Source organism: Streptomyces sp. NPDC102283 (genome assembly GCF_044766265.1).
GTDB lineage: Bacteria > Actinomycetota > Actinomycetes > Streptomycetales > Streptomycetaceae > Streptomyces.
In genome coordinates, this window is record NZ_JBIWLQ010000009.1 from 123,957 (window position 1) to 142,032 (window position 18,076).

Sequence of the window (18,076 nt, forward strand, 5' to 3'; positions counted from 1 at the left end):
GTAGGAGGGAGGAGCCGTAAGTGACGTGTTTCCAGGCGGACGTCAATAGGCGTCTGGTCCGGCGCCACTCCCTTCCGGCCGGCCACTTGGAACAGCCTGGGGGAAGCCGCTCCATCGGCCGACCACCCCGTAACGGCGCGGTCCGCCGGACGGCGAGGCGCGGGCCTGACGCGGGCGGACCGGGTGTTGCCCGTGAGAGCCAGCGGGCAGCCGGATAGCGTCGCCGAATTCGCTGTCCACTTTCCGACTCAAAGCCGTCAGTCTGGTGGGCGATCACCCATGAGGAGGTCGCCAGCCGCCGGCTGCCGTAACGAGAATCGGGGCCTGAAGCTCGCCCGGGAGGGCTCTGGCTGTCAGCCCGAGCCCTCCGTGCCGTCGCCGACGACAAGGACGTGTTGAGAGACAGGGGACTGTCACATGGCCGGATCCAGGGTTCGGGTGAAGTAGCCCAGGTTCGGGTCGTCGGGTGTGCCGACCAGGAGGGCCCGGTCGAGGAGGAGGTTGTTGGCCTCGCAACTGGTTTCGGCGAGCATCACACAGGCGTGGCACGCGGCGTGGTTGGCGCCGCCGACGCCGGTGGCACGGGACTCGATGCACAGGGGGTCTGCCGAGCACCAGGAGGCGCGGCGGAGGGCGGATTCCAGGATGTCGGTCAAGTTCTTCGGCTCGCCCTGGGCGACGAGCCCGCCGAGGCTGCCGGCGGAGTCGCTGGTGGCGGTGTAGACGAGAAGTCCCGCCATGTCGTTGTCGCAGTACAGACGTTCCCGCAGGGCAGAGGAGGGATAGCCGGCGTCCAGGCTCCACTCGGTGATCAGGACATGCGCGAGGGTGTGTAGCAGGGTGTAGCGGGGGGACGCGGGGGAAGGATGAGGTTCGCCCTCGCCTGCGTGGTACTCGCGCAACATCTCCGTGTGGTTGGCGTGCAGTTCGCTGATGCGGGAGGCAGCCTGTGTATCGCGCTCCCAGGCACGCAGGCGGTTCTCGTCCAGGCGCAGGAAGACGCCCTCGCCGCGTACTTCAAGGGCAGGTAGCCAGCTCTTGCGCTGGAGCGAGAGCGGAGCCTGGTGGGCGGGTCCCGCCGACTGCGCGTCGACGATGCGTGTGAAGGACGTCAGTGCGCGGACCTCACGCAACCGCTTGACGAGCATCGGATCGGTCAGGCCGAACGGGGCGAGCAGACCGAGGTCCGCCTTCGGCGGGACGCAGACGAAGTCCTCGTCGTGGTCCTGCTGTTCCACCTCGGCGGCGTTGCCCGCGGCGAGGCTGTCGTACTCACCGCGGAGGATCAGACGGTAGCGCTCCTCCAAGGTCGAGCCCTGACCGGGGGCGTCGTCCTCGAGCAGTCGCGTGACGACGTCCAGGTCGAAGTCCGTCCGCTTCAACAGCATCCGCACGGCCCGGCGCAGGTCTTCGGGGTCCGTAAACCCTGCTAGGTCGTCGCGGTTGTCGAGGACGGTCCGTGTCAGCTCATCGTCCTTGCTGTACGGCGGGATAGACAGGGCGGAGCGCAGCACCGGCTGCCAGACGGCGGAGGAACCGCGCTGGAGCGTGCGGGGGGATTGCGTGCAGTGCTCCGCTGGGGCGGCGTCCAGCCACGGCCGCCGGCCGGAGCAGGTGATGCCCAGGTCGCCGAGGGCGCGCTGCCGGAAAGACCCCTCCATGGACATGTCCGGGACGCCACAACTGCACGACAGGATGACGGAGCGCAGTGAGGTGGTGGTGCCGGTCGACCGGAGCCGCATGACGCCGCCGCATTTTCCGCCGCTCGCGCCCTCCCCTCGCTCTTTCCGGTGCAGCCACTTCCAGTACGGGAAGTCCTCGATGTGCCCGTGCTCGCAGGCCATCACGAAGCGGGAGGGAACGAGCGGGTTGTCGGAGCAGGTGGGGCAGACGGACTTGTCGGCCGGGCTGCCGAAGTCCTTGTACGGGGCGAGGAGCTCACACTTGGAGCAGGACTGCCACCAGGGGAACCGCTTGACCCGGACGCCGTCATCGCTCTCATCGCCTGATGCGGGTGGCAGCCGAAAGTGGGAGACGCCGAGGAGGTTGGCCAGGCGCGGTTCGGTGATCGTCTGCGCTTCGTGACGGGACCACGACCGGTCGGCGTTGTCGAGGCCGGAGATGATGAAGGACTCGTTGTCGACGGCGATCAGTCCGCCCACCCCGTATGTGGTGATCATCTGAGCTCGGCGAACCGCGCCCTTGACCGGGAAGGTGCGGCGCGGGGCAGCGCTGCCCAAGTCTGAGCCGGTGCGCCGGCGGCGACGTGGCTGGGTCATGCGGAGGCCTCCGGTGCGGTCGAGTCGGTCGAGGGGGCGGCAGAGTCGGAGGACTTGCCCTTGGGGGCGATGCTGTTCGGCTCCAGGAAGAGCTTGGACTCGGCGTCGACGTCGCGCAGGCTCCACAGCGTCTCCCACGCCTCCGAGCCCTCCGCCCGGTCGTCGAACGGCGCGAGCAACGACTTGCCGGGTCGACCGCGCTTGGGCTCGTACACCAGGTTGGGGTGGTCCCTGGCCAGTTCCACCCAGTATTCGATGAACTCCTCGACGGCCAGTTCGGTGGCCTGCTCCTCCTGCGGGTCGATCTTCTGGACGCGTGCGGTGATCAGCGGCTTGACGTCGGCGCGTACGCGGTCGGCGAAGCGGGCGATGCGACCGGCTGCCCCGTTGTCGGCGGCCTGGGGGATGGTCAGGCGGGTCAGGGCGACCACCACGGCGTGCAGTCCGCGGTCGCGGGCGCGCGCTGAGAACGGAGTGACCGACGTCGACTCGACCTCACGGTAGAGCGCGGAGTGGAAGTGGGAGAAGTTCTCGTAGTGCGAGCGGTCCCGAGACCGCGTTGCGTTGAGCATGACGGCGACCAGACCGGGCCACTGGCGTCCGACACGGCTGGTGGCCTGGATGTACTCGGCGGTGGTCTGCGGCTGGCCCATCACGGCCATCAGCCCGAGCCGGTCGATGTCGACCCCGACCGCGATCATGTTGGTGGCGAGGAGGACGTCGACCGTGTCCGGGTCGGGTAGCCGCTTCTCGATCTGCTTGAGGCGCGTGGGAATGTCGCTTGCGTCGACGCGGCTGGTGAGTTCCGCGTAGCCGCTGCTGTCGCGGGCGGCGCAGCCGTCAGCGCGTGCGAGAACTTTGAGCTGGTCGACGACGTCGTCGTTGACCTGGAGCTCGGCGGCCGAGAGCAGTCGGAGGCTGTTGAAGTAGCCGACCAGAGTCCAGTACGCGTCACGTACGTCGTCCGGGCAGTCGGCGCGTGCCGCCTCGTGGAGGAGGACGGCGTAGGTGCGGATGAGGAGGGTCGCCTGGCTGGTGCCAGGGGCGAAGAGGCCCACGTAGCGGCGGGCCGCCTTCTTCTCGCGCGGGGTCTCGACGGCGAACCAGGAGTCGCGGCCGTCCAGGCCGGCCGGCGGGAACTGCTTGACGGAGCGGTCGAAGAGGCTGCGGCCCTGGGCGGACGCGCGGCGGATGGTCGCGGTGGAGGCGATCACCTTGGGGCGGCTGGCGAGCACGTCCACCGCCGTCTCGTACAGGCCGGTGAGCGTGCCGAGCGGGCCAGAGATCAGGTGCAGTTCGTCTTGCACGATCAGCTCGGGGGGCGGAGTGCCCTCCTGGAGGTCGCCTCGGCCCTGGTCCCGGTTGAACAGCGCCGCGATCTGCGGGCGCCAAGGCATCGAGGCGAACTTGTCGACCGTGGCGATCACGAGAGTCGGGCGCGCCGCGTACACGGCCTCGTCGACGACGTGTACCGGCAGGCCGCCGTCGCGATGGAAGGCGCAGGAGGCGTTCGGGCAGCGGACGTGCATACGTGCGGCGAGCTCGTCTACCTCGTAGGCGCCAGCGTCCAGGCCCGTGCCGCACCAGGGGCAGGCGTGCAGTTGGACGGGGTTCTCCTTCTGCAGTGTCTGGCCGCCGGCCACCCTGGTCAGCCGTTCCGCGGCGGACTCCAGGGTGTTGGGCGTGGCCGATTTGCCCACCCACATGCCGATCGAGATCTCCTCCGTGCCCAGTTCGTCCTCGTTGCGGCGGCGCAGTTCCTCCATGGCGCAGATCAGGATCGAGGCGCGCTCGAACTGCTGAAGGGTGAGAAGGCGCAGGGTGTAGCGCATGAGGACGGTGACACCGCCGCCTCGCGGGCCGAGGCGCTTCCTGCGCAGGAACGCGGTGAACGCGATAAGGCCGAGGTAGGCCTCGGTCTTGCCGCCGCCGGTGGGGAACCAGAGGAGGTCGGAGGCGGATCGGTCGGGGTGTTCCGGATCGTCGATCCCCGCCAGGCAGAGCAGCATGAAGGCGACCTGGAAGGGGCGCCAGGCGGCCTTCTCCAGATCTGGTTCACCCTTTCTCCCGTCCTTGATCCAGGCACTGCGGGCGCGCTGGGCCGCCATGACTTCGTTGGCGAGCTGGAAGGCGCGCAGTACGTCCGGCTTGTCGGCGAGCAGCCGGATGCCGGCGCGCATGCGTTCCAGCGCGTCGACGCAGTCCGCGATCCGTTCTCGGGCGGCCGGCTCGTGGTCGCTGTCGTACACGGCCTTCGCATCTGCCTCGCGGGCCGCGATCCACTGCTCGTAACCGTCGGCGAGGCGCGTCAGAGCACCCACCACCTCCGACTTCGTACCGCGGGCCAGGCCCGTCATGCCGAGCGCGGAGACGTCGATGGCCGGGTTGGACTCGGTGAGCAGCACCTCGTAACTGGGCACGAACTCCGTTCGGATCTCGTCCACCGCAGCATCCTCTATATCGGCCACGCCGACGGGAGCGGGTCGCCAGTCCCACTCGGCTGCACAGCCGTGGCCGACAGCGAAGGTCGGGACGTGCCGGTACAGAAGACGACTTGTGCGCACGTCGGGGTCGTCTGCGCCTCCGACTGCGCGCCGCTCGACGAAGCAGCCCGTGCCGTTCTCACCTCGTACGGTCAGCCCGGCCTGGAAGACGGCGAAGGCGTCGGCCAGGTCCCGCTCGGAGACGACGTCGGTGTTGACGAGCGTGACGGTGACGGTGACGGTGCCGGATTCCAGGCTGACGGGGCGTACCCGGACCGACAGCTTCAGCTCGCCCTCGATGTCCCGCAGCGTGCCCGGGTCCGGAACGGTGACATCCACCGGGAACGGCGTGAGGTCGAGTTCCCGACGCCGCCAGTGTTCTGTCTGCGCATCGGTCGTTCGCGCCTGCGCCCGACGGGCGGCGACTGGACGCCCCTCCGCATCGACGGGCTCGTAGCGGGCACCGCGCACGGTGATCACGATGCGGGGAGCCAGACCCGGGTGGACAGCGAAGGTGACCCCCATGGTCGAGGGCCTGCGCTGCCCGGCCGCGGAGGGTGCGGCGTCCGCCGGATCGTCATCGGTCGCCTTGCCACGCAGCTCGGCGGCGTGGTCGTCGACGTTCGGGTCGTCCCCTGGAGCGACGGGAGGGCCGACCTTGCCCTCCGCCCGGCGCGGGAAGAGGACGCCCATGGGGTACCTGGCGACGGGTGCGTCGTCCGTAAGTACCTCCTCGCGGTCCGGATGGTCCGGCCCATCGGGTCCGAGGAGCTCACGGCGCAAGCGGTCCACCAGACCGTCGCGTACCCGGTAGTGGGCGGCGTACCGCCCGTTCTGCGTGCTCACGCCTACTCCTCGTCCTCGTTGTCGTCGCCCTCGGGCCACACGAACGTGCCGAGACCGGCCAGACGCACCGCGGTCCACACCCCGTTGCCCGCCAAGCCCGCGTCCGCGGCGACCGACGCGGCGCCGGCGACCGCCTCCAGGCAGTCCACGTGACCGCCCGTGATGCTCGGCGGCCAGCGGACCTCCCACGTCCCGCTCACCTTCAGCACCTTGAACAGATCACGCCGGAAGGCCTCCGACACCTCGCCCACGATCCGGTGGTCGGCCCCGTGGCGGATCAGGTAGCGCGGGCTCTGGTCGTCCCCTTCCGGCAACGCCAGCGGAGCCGTGAGCGTCACCGGGTCACCGGGGTGGACCGCGCGACGCAGGTAATCCTGGAGCCCCGCCGGGTCCGCGTCCGCACCGGCGCCATGGCCCGGCGGGACGTCCCGCCGGACATCCCGCCCGCGCAGCCGCAGCCCTTTGCGTTGCCAGGGCTTGAACCCGCACAGGTAGGAGCGGCCGCACGAGCGCTCGGTACGCAGTTGCCGCACTTCCGGCCCCGGCACGTGCAGCAGCTCGTCACGGGCCCGTGTCATCGCCACGTACAGGCCTCGCACCTCGGCCACCGGATCGAACTCGGCGGGGTCCTTGACCATGTTCGGCAACGCCGACCAGTCCGGCGGGTCGAGCAGTACGACGCGGTCGTACTCCAGGCCCTTGGCCCGGTGGACGGTCGAGACGGTCAGCGGGGATGAGTCGGCAGGGGCCAACTCCTCGGGGAACCTGCCGGCTGCGATCAGGTCGCGGACTCGGGAGAGGTCGATCTGCTCGGCCCGGCCTGAGCCCGCGCGGGCGTACCGCAGCAGGACCCGCCATGCTTCTTCAAGGTCGACGCTGGCAGGCGGGTGAAGCCTGCCGAAGAGCGTGCCGAAACGGCTCTTCGCCAGCACACCCGCGTCCGTCCGAGCCAGTAGGCTGGCGATCCAACCGGGCGCGAATCTGTCCTCCAGCTTGTGCCTGAGGATGTGGGGGACACCGTGGCCGCGGAGGCGCTCGGAGACCATGAGTGCCTGGCGGTTGTCGCGGGTGAGGATCGCCGTCGGCGTCGGGTTCTCCCGGAGGGCGAGGAGAAGCAGTTCGTCGTCGAGGGAGTCGAAGCCGAGCAGGTCGAATGTCCGCTCGGACAGGTCCCGGTACAGCCTTTCAGCTTCGGCGGCGTCCGGTCCGAGCCGCTGTATGCGGCCGGTGAGCGGCAGGGCGGTGCGCGAGTCGGTCGTACGGGCACGGAAGTTGGCAGTCAGCGCAAGCTCCACGAGGTCGTCCGGGTAGGAACCGCGGAGCCAGTCGAAGAGCCAGCCGTTCTCCGCGGCCCGGTTCTCCGGACGCACCTGGAATCCGTAGATGCCTTGGGCGCTGTCCCCAACGATCGTGAACCCCAGTTCTTCCTGGTGCTTGTCGAGAAGGGTCTCCACCAGGTTGCGGCGATCGCCGACCAGGTCCTGCGCCTCGTCGATCACGACATGCGCTGGCGGGCCCTCCTCAGTCGCTTCCAGGGCGCCGGCGGCGATGGCCTTCGCCGCTGCCCGGATCCGGTCATCGAAGGATTCGGTGTGCCAGTCCGTGTCCGGATAGGTACGGAGCAGCAGGTCGAGGGCCCAGGCGTCGAAGGTGCGCGCCCGCACCCGGTTCGCCCGCTCTCCGTGACGGGCGATCCGGTCGGTCAGATCGCGAACCGCAGCGCGGGAGAAGCTGAGGACGAGGATTTCGCCCGCGTCGAGGGCGTCGTCCGTATCACCGCCGCCGACGACGAGGTGGTCCAGACGACGTACGACCGTGTGCGTCTTGCCGGCCCCGGCGCCCGCCATGACCAGCAGGCGTGCGTCCCAGGGCTGTTCGACCACGGCGCGCTGCTCGTCGGTGAGCGGCGGCGCGGCCGGACAGGGGTGGATCACTGACGGCTCCAGAGGTGTTCGAACTCGGTGAAGGCGAGGTTGTGGTCGTAGTTCACGATGTTGTCGCGGACATCGAGGATCAGGCAGGTCTCCTTGCCGCCGTTCAGAGGTCCGCGCAGGCCGCGTCCGATCATCTGCTGGTAGACGTTCGGGCTGTAGACGGGGCGGGCGACGACGACGGCGCGGGTCGCTGGAGCATCGAAGCCCTGTGTGAGGACGCCGAAGTTGGTCAGCACCCTCGTACGACGTGAGCGGAAGTTCTCCACCCGCGTCTGCCGGTCGCTCTTCGAGGTGCCCGAATCGACGGACGCGGCACTGATGCCCAGCTCCTTCAGCTGGGCGGCGAGCGTCTTGGCATGGTCCACGGAGGTCGCGAAGACCAGGACCGGCCAGTCCTCAGGCATCCCCGCGATCTTTTCGACGATGCGGGCACTGCGGTCATGGTCCTGGGCGAGCCGGAGCTCGGCGGTACGGGACAGCACTTTCATCTGGTCCGCGTGCTGGATCTCCTCGGGGCTCAGCGTGATGGAACCGCCTGCCATCACCCGGTGCTCGGCGCTGGCCAGGACGCCCAGTTCACGCAGTTCCGCGTACGGGTCGTCACTGGTGAACACGCCGTCGTCGAGGCGATGGGCGCCGAAACGCTCCACCAGTTGGCGGGTCGCCTCCTCACTACGCCCGCGGAACGGGGTCGCGGTAAGGCCGAGCAGGTGCCGGTCGGTCTGCCGGGACTTGAGCCCCAACTGCGCGAGGACGCGGGTGTAACGCGGCGACGTGGCGGTGTGCGCCTCGTCCACGATCACCAGCGCGGCTTGCCGCAGCCAGGCGTACGACGGATCGGCCAAGCAGGTGTCCATGTCCAGTTTCGCGTCGGTTGCGACGACGAGGTGCGGCCGGTCGTCGACCGGCCCTGCCTCGCGCGTGTGCCACAGCCGGCTGATCGCCAGCGGCCCGGCGCCGCCCGCCTTCTCCCAGACGAACTTCCAGCTCTGCACCGCCTGTTCGCACAGCTCCTCGGTCTGTCCGATCCACAGGATCGGACCGGAGAGCTCGCCGACCTGCTTGATCCAGCGGATCACGGCCTCGGAAGCGACACGGGTCTTGCCCGCGCCGGTCGGCAGCGACAGCATCGCCCGCTGCGGCTGGAGCCGGTCGAGCATCGCGAAGACGTTGTCGGCCAGCTTCTCCTGGTAGGCGTGCAGGCGCGGGAAGTCGCGCGGACCATCGACGTCGATCCGCGGTTCGAGGGTCGGGATGCGGAAGCCGCCGAACGAGCCGGGGAAGCCGAGTTCGGTGACGAAGCGGATGGCGGCTGAGGAGCCGTGGTAGGTGCTGGGGGCGTCCGGATAGCGCTGCTGCAGATCGCGGGCGTGGACCTGGAAGATGCCGTCCTCGTGTACGTAGAAGGCGAGTTCAGCGATGCGACGCGCGGACTGTTCGCCCCCGGGCGCGGCGCGATCCGCGGAGAGCAGGGTCGTCGGGAGCCGCTCGCGGAGGACGTCTGCACCGAGCAGCAGGAGCAGCTTGTCGACGATGCCCTCAGCATCGCGCACGCGCCTACGGGCCTCACGGAGCGCCTTGTCCGCGGCGTCCTTGCGTTCATCGGCCAGAAGAGTATTGCAGCCGCTGGCGCCGAGCCCGAGACGTAGTTCCTTGTCGACGGCCATCAGTATGCCGAGGCGGTCCACCACCATGTCGGCGACCAGGACTCGCGATCCGAGCAGCGCGCTCACCAACTGCTTGGGCGTGACGCCGTTGGGCGTGCGTGTCACTTCTTCAAGCTCGGTACAGCGCACGAGCGAGTACTGGGAGATCTTGCTCGCTGCGACCTTCCGCAGCGACGGGAACATCTCTCCGATCTGTACGGGCTCGTCGCCCGCCACATGCCGGGTCTCGACGCTGATCACGTCGCTGAACGGGATCATGTTCCAACGCTCGATCATGAGCTCCGCGTCCTCGGCGGAGCCGACGAGGAGCGCGGGTTGCTTCTCCGCCCGCAGGGACCGGTACTGGGCGGCGTCGGCAGCGACGGCGATCTCGGCATCCTCGCGGGCCCCCCAGGCGTCGCCGACGCGGCAGCGGGTGAGCCCATCGGGGAAGTCCAGCTCCCGACGGGTGAGCAGGGCGTACATCGAGCCGACGAAGGTGTCGTCCTCACTGCTCGTCAGTTCGGAGAAGAGCTCGTCCCAGCGGCCCTTCGGAAGCTCCTCCAGAGAGGTAGCCAGGTGCAGTTTCCGGGCCTTCTCCGCCGGGAGGTCGGCCACCGGCAGGAAGGCGCCGAACTCGGCCAGCTGGGGCCCGACAGCCTGAGCGAGTGGCTTGACCCCCTGGGACGTCCGCACGCGGCCGTGCACGCGCAGCATCCAGCGGAGGGGAGAGGGGACCTGCTGCCGGGTGCTGGAGCGGCCGCCGACCTGCACGGTCCAGTAGTCGATCAGCGCCTCGTCGGGCAGTTCCGTGAGGAACCGGGCACGGGCCTCCTCCGACATCCGCTCCAGCAGGTGCAGGGGGCCGCCGACGGGGGACCCCTCTGCCTTGATCTTGGAGAGGCTCGGCTTTCGGTTGGCGTACTCCGGCTTACGGCTAAGGGTCCGGCGCAGTTCCTCGCGATAGCCTTCGAACCAGTAGGCGCCGGTGACATCGTGGCCAGGTGTGGGCCGGTCGCTGAGGCGCAGGTCGCGGAAGAACGAGCGGTCGTCGGAGTGGAAGGTCAGGTCGACCGCGATCGTCGGGTCGGACTTCGCGGTGACCACCGCGCCAGGCAGCATGACGTCCCGCACCGGAACGAACCGTCCGGCTGCCGTACGGACGTGCAGCGCCGAGGCTGCGTCGCCGACCTTCTGCAGGATCCGGTGGCTGAGCCGGCCGCTGCCGGCCCGGTGCAGGCGGTCCCAGAACTGCTCCCATTGGCGCGGCCCGTAACCGTCGAAGCCAGCCTCGAGTACGGAGAGGAACCGGCCCTCGGCGTCCGCCTCCCGCACCCCCAAAGTTCGAAGGACGCAGGCGGCCTCCGGGGCGGCGGCCAGCTCGGGGTGGACGTAGGTGAGGGTCTCGCGCAGGGAGCTGTCGTCGCTGCGCAGGTAGATCTGACCGGTGGCGGGCGGCACCATGCCCATGTCCTCGGTGAGCAGGACCTTCGCGGTTCGTGCCTCGGCGGCGAACTCCGGCTTCGTCTCCACGATGTCGGCCACGATCGTGAGCGCCGCCGCGGACGCCTTCGGTGTGCCGTCGGCGACGAGCGCCTCCAGCCAGTCCCGCAGAGTCGCACGCTGCTTGCCCGCGGCGGACAGGATGTGCTCGACCTTGCCGGAGCGCACAGTCGTCGCCTCGACAGAGGGGTGCAGCCAGTCGGCCGGCCGGCCGGGGTACTCGTGCCACGTCCGCAACCACCGGGCGAGGGACTCGTCCTTGCCGAGGGCGGGGTGGACGTTCAGGTCCGTCGGGACACGCAGCGTGCCGGCCTGGTCGGGCAGGGACGGGCGGCGGGCAGCGGCGGTCCAGATGTTCCGCATCAGGTGCTGGTCGGCCCAGGTGATCGTCTCGACCTGCTTGTCGCGGCCGGGCAGCAGAGGCAGGTAGGCGGCCGGGTCCTCAGCGGGCGCGAGCTGCGGCAGGGAGTCGACCACGAGTTCGGCGGCGACGCGGAGCATCTCGTTGTTGAAGGGGCTGGCGTCGAGGAGATTCTGCCGGTCCTCATTGGTCTTCCACGCGCCGTTGAGGATGCCCGTCAGCGTCATCTGGTACTTGGTCGGGAAGAACGACCACAGGCGCCCACGGCCGGACTGCGCCTGGTGGAGTCCCTTCTCCTTGTCGACGGTGAACTCGGGGACCGCCCACGACAGCTCCAGGCTGAAGCGGTCGTGCAGTTCGCCAGCGTCGTTGCGCGCGGCGAGGGACGGCTCGTGGCTGGTGCGGAAGACCAACCAACCGGATTCCTCCGGCGTTGCCTTGAGGCTGCGGACTTCGTGTACGCAGTGACGGGCGCCATCGTGCGTTACGGTGAGGACCCGGCGCTGGATCGGTCGCTGCCTGCGGTCCTCCAGGGTCACCGTGCCTACATGCGGGGAGAACAGTTGGAACCCGGCAGGGAACTGTTCGCGCCCCAGCGGGCGTCCTTTGCCGGTGTGGCCGAGCATGTCCTCACTCAACCGGTCGGCCATGCCTTCCAGGAGGGGCAGCCGTACGACGGTCGTGTACTCGCCGAGGAGTTCGTCGAGAATCTGGTCCGAGGCCCGTTCGTCGGTCTCGTTCAGAGAACGGGCCATGCGGAGGACCGGCGCCTCGAAGTCGTTGCCGAGGGCGGTCGCCACCTCGGGGATCGCGCGGATGCGGTCCAGCGCCCAGGCGCGGTCGAAACCGAATGATCCGGTGGTTGAGAAGAACTGCGGAGCGTCCGTGACGACGAGGACGGACTTCACGCCGACGCCGAATCTTCCGATCTGACCACCGCGCTTCTTCGAGACGCTCATGCGGAGAATGGTCTCGGCGCCTTCGGCGGTGACCGGAGTTCCCTGGTTCGCGCAGAAGAGGTGCGTTTCGGTAAGGACGGCGTGTACCTTCCCACCCGGTTCGGCCGCCACTTCGTCGGCGCCGTTCTGCACCAGTTCGAAAAGCTGTCGGTCCCCGTATCCGCCCTGTGTGATGCGGCGCTCAGAGTTCGCGTGCTCGGGGATGAGGCCAGGGTCAACGGCGTATGTCCGCAGCACGCGTTCCGACTGGTCAATGACGGTGCCGATGACCGTTGGGGGGACGCTGTTCATGTTGCTCCGATCGAAACAAGCTGAAAGGCAACGAAACGGAGTGGGGGGAAATTCGAGGGGGGGAGGTCTAGCGCATCGTGCTTGAAAGCGGAAGGTAGCGAAAAGATGTGCGAAAAAGGCAGAGCTATCCCGTTGGGTAATTATTCGACCAGTCGCCTCCAGTCGACTGGCGATTATCGTAGAGTGCGCCGTCCGAGTGCCGCAAGGTGCGTCCGGGATGAGGTGTGGAATTGAATACTCCGGAGACGGGTGGGGCTCTGGAAGCGCAATCCCGCCCCCGGTCTCTCGTGTAAACGGGGTCGGTCATGTTACGTGTACCGCACGGCCACAATAGAGGAGACGCTAGACGGTCTGTCAAAGGTTCTTTGACATCCACAGATCGCGTCAAGTGCTTGGGGTACGCTGGCCCGCGCAACCAGCGTCGACGTCTATCCGAGCAGGTGTGAAGCGTGGAGACGGGAACCGAGTTCGGCCCCTGGCTGGCCCGGCAGTTGAAGCTCACGGGCAAGAGCCAGACGGAGTTGGCCGACGAGATCGGCGTCACCCGCGCGGCGGTCTCGGCCTGGGTGACCAAGCGCGCCACGCCGCGTCCCGAGGTGTCCGCACGCATCGCTGAGGCCCTCGGCACGGACATGGCCACCATGAGCACCAGGAACACGGACACCACCGCCGGCCTACCGATCGGCTGGTACCACCGTCCTGAACACGCAGACCGCGGCCGCGAGATGGGCAACGCGGCCACCTTTGCCTTCGACGCAGACGTCGAGGTCCTCGCGCGGGAGACCGGACAGAACAGCCTCGACGAGCGCCTCCCCGACAACGGCCGCCCGGTGCGCCTGCGCTTCACCCTCCACGAGTTCACCGGCGAGAAGCTCGCTGACTTCCTTGCCGCCATCCAGTGGGACGATCTGTACAAGCACTACGAGGCCGTCATCCAAGGCCGCGACCAGAAGGTCACCCGCTCCGTCCGCGCTGGCCTGCGCGACCTGCACGAGCGAGACCGACTGGTCCTCCTCCGCGTCGACGACTACAACGCCTCCGGGCTCACCGGCGACGAGTACGACGACAGCCGTTACGCCGCCGTCGTCCGCCGCACCCTGGACAGCCACAAGTCCGGCGCCACCGCGGGGGGCTCGTACGGCCTGGGCAAGGCCACGCTCTGGGGGGCCAGTCGCCTCGGCATGGTCCTGATCAACTCCACCCTCTCCGAGGCCTACGAAGGTCGCACCGAACGCCGTGTCGTCGGCCGGCTGGAGCTGCCCTGGCGCCGTATCGGCGACGAGGCGCTGGCCGGACCGGCGTGGTTCGGCCGCGCCGATCCGGATACCGAAGGGGCCCGGATCGCCCGCTCCTGGTGGGCCGACGAGGACCTCGTTCGCCGTCTGCACCTATCTCGCGACGGGGACGAACCCGGTACGTCCTTCCTGATCGTCGGCGCGCACGACGTCGCCTCGCTCGCCGAGGGCGTGCCGCTGGCCGACGACGAAGACCCCGATGACTCAGCATCTGGTGGCGCCGATGAGCTGCGCCGTATGCACCAGCGTCTGACGGCAGCCCTCGGCCGCAACTTCTGGGCAGCGATGACCGCAGCCGACGGCGTCCGCCCGCATCTCGAGGCGTCCGTCCGAACCCTTCGCGACGGCAAGGAGTTGATCCCGGAGGAGCGGATCGACCCTGCTGTGACCGAACCGTCCCGCTCCCGTGCCCTCAAGGCATTCCTCGACGGAACAACCGTGGACCGCCTCACCGAGGCGGGTCAGGTAGCTCAGGCTTCTATCCCGCTCAGGATCCCAGGTCGCGACGGGCGCTCCACCACCGGCCAACATGAGGCTGTCCTGCTCGTCACCGACGCGGTCGACGGCGAGGAGACCGTGAACGTCATGACCGCGATGCGCGGCAATCGGATGACCGTACGGTCCAGGGCCGTCCCCGGCATCCCGCTCGGCGCCAACCCCTTCCAAGCGGTCCTGCTCACCGGCACGGCGGCGGGCGAGAAGGCTCCCTATGCGGTGGAAGCAGAGACGTTCCTGCGCGCTGCCGAGCCTCCCGAGCACAACAAATGGGCGCAAACCGAGGATCTGACCAACGACTACGCGCCTAGCGCCCACCGTCGCATCACGACGATGCTCCACTCCGCCCACGCCCAGGTGAAGGGGCTCCTCGCCCAGCCGAAGCGGCAGAGCAAGGCGCAGCGCGACGGAGGCAACCTCGCCAAGCGCATCGCGCCCAAGGCCGAGCCCAAGGGGAAGCCACGCGCGAACCTCGCATCCAGGCCGACGTTGACCGATCTGAAGCCGGTCATTCGTGCGGACGGCGCCTGGGAGATCACGGGAGAGGTCACTGTCCCGCGAGGCGGCGACGGCTGGCGCGCCCGACCGACCGCGGCGCTCGCCGTCCGTTCCGGCACCAACCCCCAGGTGGCCTGGGCCGAGCTGGAATCCGTACGGGACTGCGAGGTCGTCGACGGCGCCCTGCACTTCACCCCCGGCACCCGCAGCGCCGTCTTCCGGGCGATCACCGACCCGAACACCCAGCCCGTACGAGGCGACCGTTCGAGCCTCGTCGTCGAACTCGACCTCGTGGAAGGGGAAGCGCGATGAAGGTCTACCCCTATCCGCGACTGCGCGCCGCCGCGACCGTCACTGTAGACGGCGCGAGCGTCCTCGCCCCCGACGCCCCGCGTGAACCGCTCGCCTCCTCGGCACGTTCGATCATCGACCGCGTCCTGGCCCTAGGGACGGCTGAGACCGACGACTGGGACGCCGCCGCCCTCAAGATCGCCGCGACCGTTCCGGAAAGCGCCGTCCGCGCCGACGCCCCCTGGTCGGACCTCCAGGTCTACGCCCTGCTCACCGAGAGCGCTTCTAACACACGGCTGACCGCCCGCCTGGCGCCTACCGCCGACGACCCGTGCCGTTGGACCGGCGAACTGCGGATCGCCCGCGCGGACATCGCCGACCGAGGCCGACTCTCCGCCCAGGTCGTCGCCACCGTCGACGGAGTGCCCGGCAGGATCATCGGCGAGTCGGAGGATGACTGGTTCGTCGACGTCACTGCCGACGCGCCCGTCCGCGACCGGCCGTTCGAGACCAGGCGGCACAGCTTCGCCGAAGGCCCCTCCTGGCTGCGGCAGATGAAGGACGCGCCATGGGTCATCGACCCGTCCGGCAAGCTTCCCACCGTCCACGTCAACACCGACGTGGAAGGCATGGAGACCCTGCTGGACGCGAACGGACGAGGCATCGAAGGCGCCGTCGGTGAACTCCTGGCAGCACAAATGGCTTCGGACATCTGGCTCGCGGTCTTCCACGCCGCCATCGGCGACCTCGAACTCGACGAACGGGAACGCCCGGTCTTCCCCGGCGGCTGGCGCGGCTCAGTACTGCGCGAGATGCTCCCCGATGTCCTCCCCGACCAGCCGCTCGAGATCGCGCTGCGCACGCTGCACGAACGGCGCGTTGGAGTCGGCGGATGGACTGACATCCAGCCCCGCATCCACTATGCCGCCTCCCGCAAGGGGGGCGCGGGCTCCACCGTCGTCCAGGCCGTGCGAGGCCTCGAACGACTGCGCCGAGAGGACGACGACGCGTGACCGGCAAGCCGACCCATCAGCCCGAGTATCTGAAGCTTCTGCCTGACCGCAGCGCTGGCCTCTTCCTCACGGAGGGGTTCCTCGCAGGGCAGGAGGACGTCAAGTCGATACAGCTCAACCAGATCGCCGACCCCCTCCCTGAGGAACGACGATTCACGTGGGCGGGGATCCGTGACCTCGTCGAGGACGCCATGTACGGCTTCGGCGTGAAGAGGACCGGCGCCGACGCCTGGCTTGCCCCACGCCTGCACGCCACCCTGCGCCTCACCCGCGTCGAGGCCGCTGACCCCGGCCTGTGGAACTACGTGGCACTCGGCGCCGCCCCCGACTACGTGCACTGGAGGCATACCCGCTCCGGCGGCCGCCGCGCGGAGCCAGCGCCCGTCCCTGTCGATCGCTTTAAGGGACCGCACTACAAGCAAGTGTTCGCCCGTCTGTGGTGGGCCGCCGAACTCTTCCGCGACGGTCCCGACTACGGGCCGGTCGTCACGGCCTGCGGCAACCAGGAGATGCTGAACACGGCCCTGCGCCTGGAGGTCATCGATCACCGCCCGACCGCCCAGGCCGTCGTACGCCTCCTGTCCGACGGCACGGTCAACACCGGCCGCGAAGCCAACGCCCTTCTCGCCGCCGTCAACTCGGCCGCCTCGACCCTCTTCCTCGACGCACTGGCACCCGACGTGGAGCGTGACCCCGCGAATACCCGCGCCTGGGTCGACGGTGCCGAGCATGCGATGCCCGCCAGCCGGCGCGTCATCCCTGGTGGCCCGGACGAGGACCGTGCGCCGGAGGAATCCGTGAAGACCCTCGTCGACCAGTTCCGTGAACTCTTCGCTGAGGCCCCGGTACGCGGCAAGGAGAGCCCATCGGAACCTGGTTCGCAGGGCGGAGGCCTTTCTCCGAGCCCGGCGACTGAGTAGCGCCGCCGAAGCTTCGCGGGGCGGCCCTTAGCTCGGTCTGCTTCCGGGTAGCTGCCTCAGCCCACTGAGTCAGAAGCCGTCGTAGCCCAGCGAGATCTTGCCGTCGGCGCGCAACGGCAGGTCGAGGGCCGCCGTCAGGATGTGGGCACCGAGGAGAGGCGGGATCGCGTTGCCGATCTGTTGGGCGATGGCCCTGCCACTCCAGGGGTAGAAGCGGGGGAAGGTCTGGAGGAGGCCCGCCTCCTCGTTGCCGAAGCGGCTGTCCTGCTCGACTCCGTCCCGTACCCTGAGCACCCGGTTACGGGAGATCTTGCCGGTGACTGTGAACGCCGGTTCCTTGTCCGTGCGGCGGCCGCGCGCCTTGGGGTCGCCGCCTGTGCCGTAGTTGGAGATCACGGTGAAGTCGTGTTGGCCTAGTGCCTCGCCCATGGATACCCAGGGGGCGAAGGCGGCCGGGGGCTGGGGGATCGCGGAGACGTTCTTGCGATAGCGCTGGTGGGTGGGTTGAGGGAGGCGTGCTTCGACGGGGTTGCCCGGGATCTGTAGCCGAGCGACGAGGACAGCGCGGCGGCGTGTCTGCGGCACGCCGTACTCCTCGGTGTGCAGGATCTCCGGTTCGGCGACCGAATAGCCCTTCTCGCGGAGGACCGTCGCCATCGCCTGCCAGACCGGGAGAACCGCCGGGACCTGCTCGAGGATCACGGCCTCGTAGGGTTCCCCCCGCCCGATCGCCGCGAGTGCCCAGCGCAGCGGCTCCAAGACGAGCCCGGTGCGCTCGTCGTCGAGCAGTGCGACGTCATCCCGGACGTCCTTACCGTCCCCCATGCGCTCGATGAACGCGAGTACCTGGTCGAGCGCGCGGCGCCCCGCGCCGCCGCCGGCCACGGTGAAGGTCTGGCACGGCGGGCCGCCAGTGAGCACGTTGGCCGTCGGGAACTTCTCAGGCCCGAAGAGCCGGACGTCGTTCTGCACGGTGCGCACGTGCGGATCCTCTTTCTTGAGGTTCGCCTCGTACGCGTGACGCGTGGCGCACGCGTTTGCGTCCCACTCGATTCCGGTTACCGGGATACCGAGACGGTGCGCCGCCACGTCGAGCCCGCCGGGGCCGGCGAAGAGATCCACGATCTCGTAGCGGCTCACTTGATCTCCTGTCGGTGCGCGCGATTCGTTCGATGCGTGGGGCAGTCTTGGGCGGAGAGATCGCAAGACGCTCCTCACCAGCGGTTTTGTCCACCATCGGTCCCACAGGTTACCCGCTCGGC

The 18,076-nt window shown here is 69.0% G+C and carries 8 protein-coding genes; 3 read left to right on the forward strand and 5 right to left on the reverse strand.

The annotated features are described in order from the left end of the window. Positions 1 to 413 precede the first annotated feature (413 nt). The 4 genes from drmB to ACIRJT_RS19590 are packed head-to-tail and all read right to left on the reverse strand — an operon-like array spanning position 414 to position 12,302. Positions 414 to 2,279 carry a DrmB family protein gene (gene drmB, locus ACIRJT_RS19575; RefSeq protein WP_403910788.1) on the reverse strand — a complete coding sequence of 622 codons (1,866 nt, stop codon included), beginning with the start codon at positions 2,277 to 2,279 and terminating at the stop codon, positions 414 to 416. Further along, on the reverse strand, positions 2,276 to 5,608 hold the full coding sequence (locus ACIRJT_RS19580; RefSeq protein WP_403910790.1) for a helicase-related protein: 3,333 nt from the start codon (positions 5,606 to 5,608) through the stop codon (positions 2,276 to 2,278). The genes drmB and ACIRJT_RS19580 overlap by 4 nt, the downstream gene beginning before the upstream one ends. A 2-nt stretch (positions 5,609 to 5,610) precedes the next feature. After that, positions 5,611 to 7,542 (reverse strand): UvrD-helicase domain-containing protein, encoded by a 1,932-nt coding sequence (locus tag ACIRJT_RS19585; protein ID WP_403910792.1) that lies wholly within the window; start codon positions 7,540 to 7,542, stop codon positions 5,611 to 5,613. Next, positions 7,539 to 12,302, reverse strand: coding sequence for a DEAD/DEAH box helicase (locus ACIRJT_RS19590; protein WP_403910794.1), 4,764 nt, complete (start codon positions 12,300 to 12,302; stop codon positions 7,539 to 7,541). The genes ACIRJT_RS19585 and ACIRJT_RS19590 overlap by 4 nt, the downstream gene beginning before the upstream one ends. Before the next feature lie 449 nt (positions 12,303 to 12,751). On the opposite strand from ACIRJT_RS19590, the gene ACIRJT_RS19595 reads away from it, so the two are divergent. The 3 genes from ACIRJT_RS19595 to ACIRJT_RS19605 are packed head-to-tail and all read left to right on the forward strand — an operon-like array spanning position 12,752 to position 16,814. Further along, positions 12,752 to 14,902 (forward strand): helix-turn-helix domain-containing protein, encoded by a 2,151-nt coding sequence (locus tag ACIRJT_RS19595; protein ID WP_403910796.1) that lies wholly within the window; start codon positions 12,752 to 12,754, stop codon positions 14,900 to 14,902. Beyond that, positions 14,899 to 15,894, forward strand: coding sequence for a hypothetical protein (locus tag ACIRJT_RS19600; RefSeq protein ID WP_403910798.1), 996 nt, complete (start codon positions 14,899 to 14,901; stop codon positions 15,892 to 15,894). Before ACIRJT_RS19595 ends, ACIRJT_RS19600 begins: the two co-directional genes overlap by 4 nt. Beyond that, positions 15,891 to 16,814 carry a DUF6339 family protein gene (locus ACIRJT_RS19605; protein WP_403910800.1) on the forward strand — a complete coding sequence of 308 codons (924 nt, stop codon included), beginning with the start codon at positions 15,891 to 15,893 and terminating at the stop codon, positions 16,812 to 16,814. Before ACIRJT_RS19600 ends, ACIRJT_RS19605 begins: the two co-directional genes overlap by 4 nt. Before the next feature lie 69 nt (positions 16,815 to 16,883). On the opposite strand, the gene ACIRJT_RS19610 is transcribed toward ACIRJT_RS19605, so the two are convergent. After that, complete coding sequence (locus tag ACIRJT_RS19610) at positions 16,884 to 17,954, reverse strand: DNA cytosine methyltransferase (protein ID WP_403910802.1); 1,071 nt, start codon at positions 17,952 to 17,954, stop codon at positions 16,884 to 16,886. Between the last annotated feature and the right edge of the window lie 122 nt (positions 17,955 to 18,076).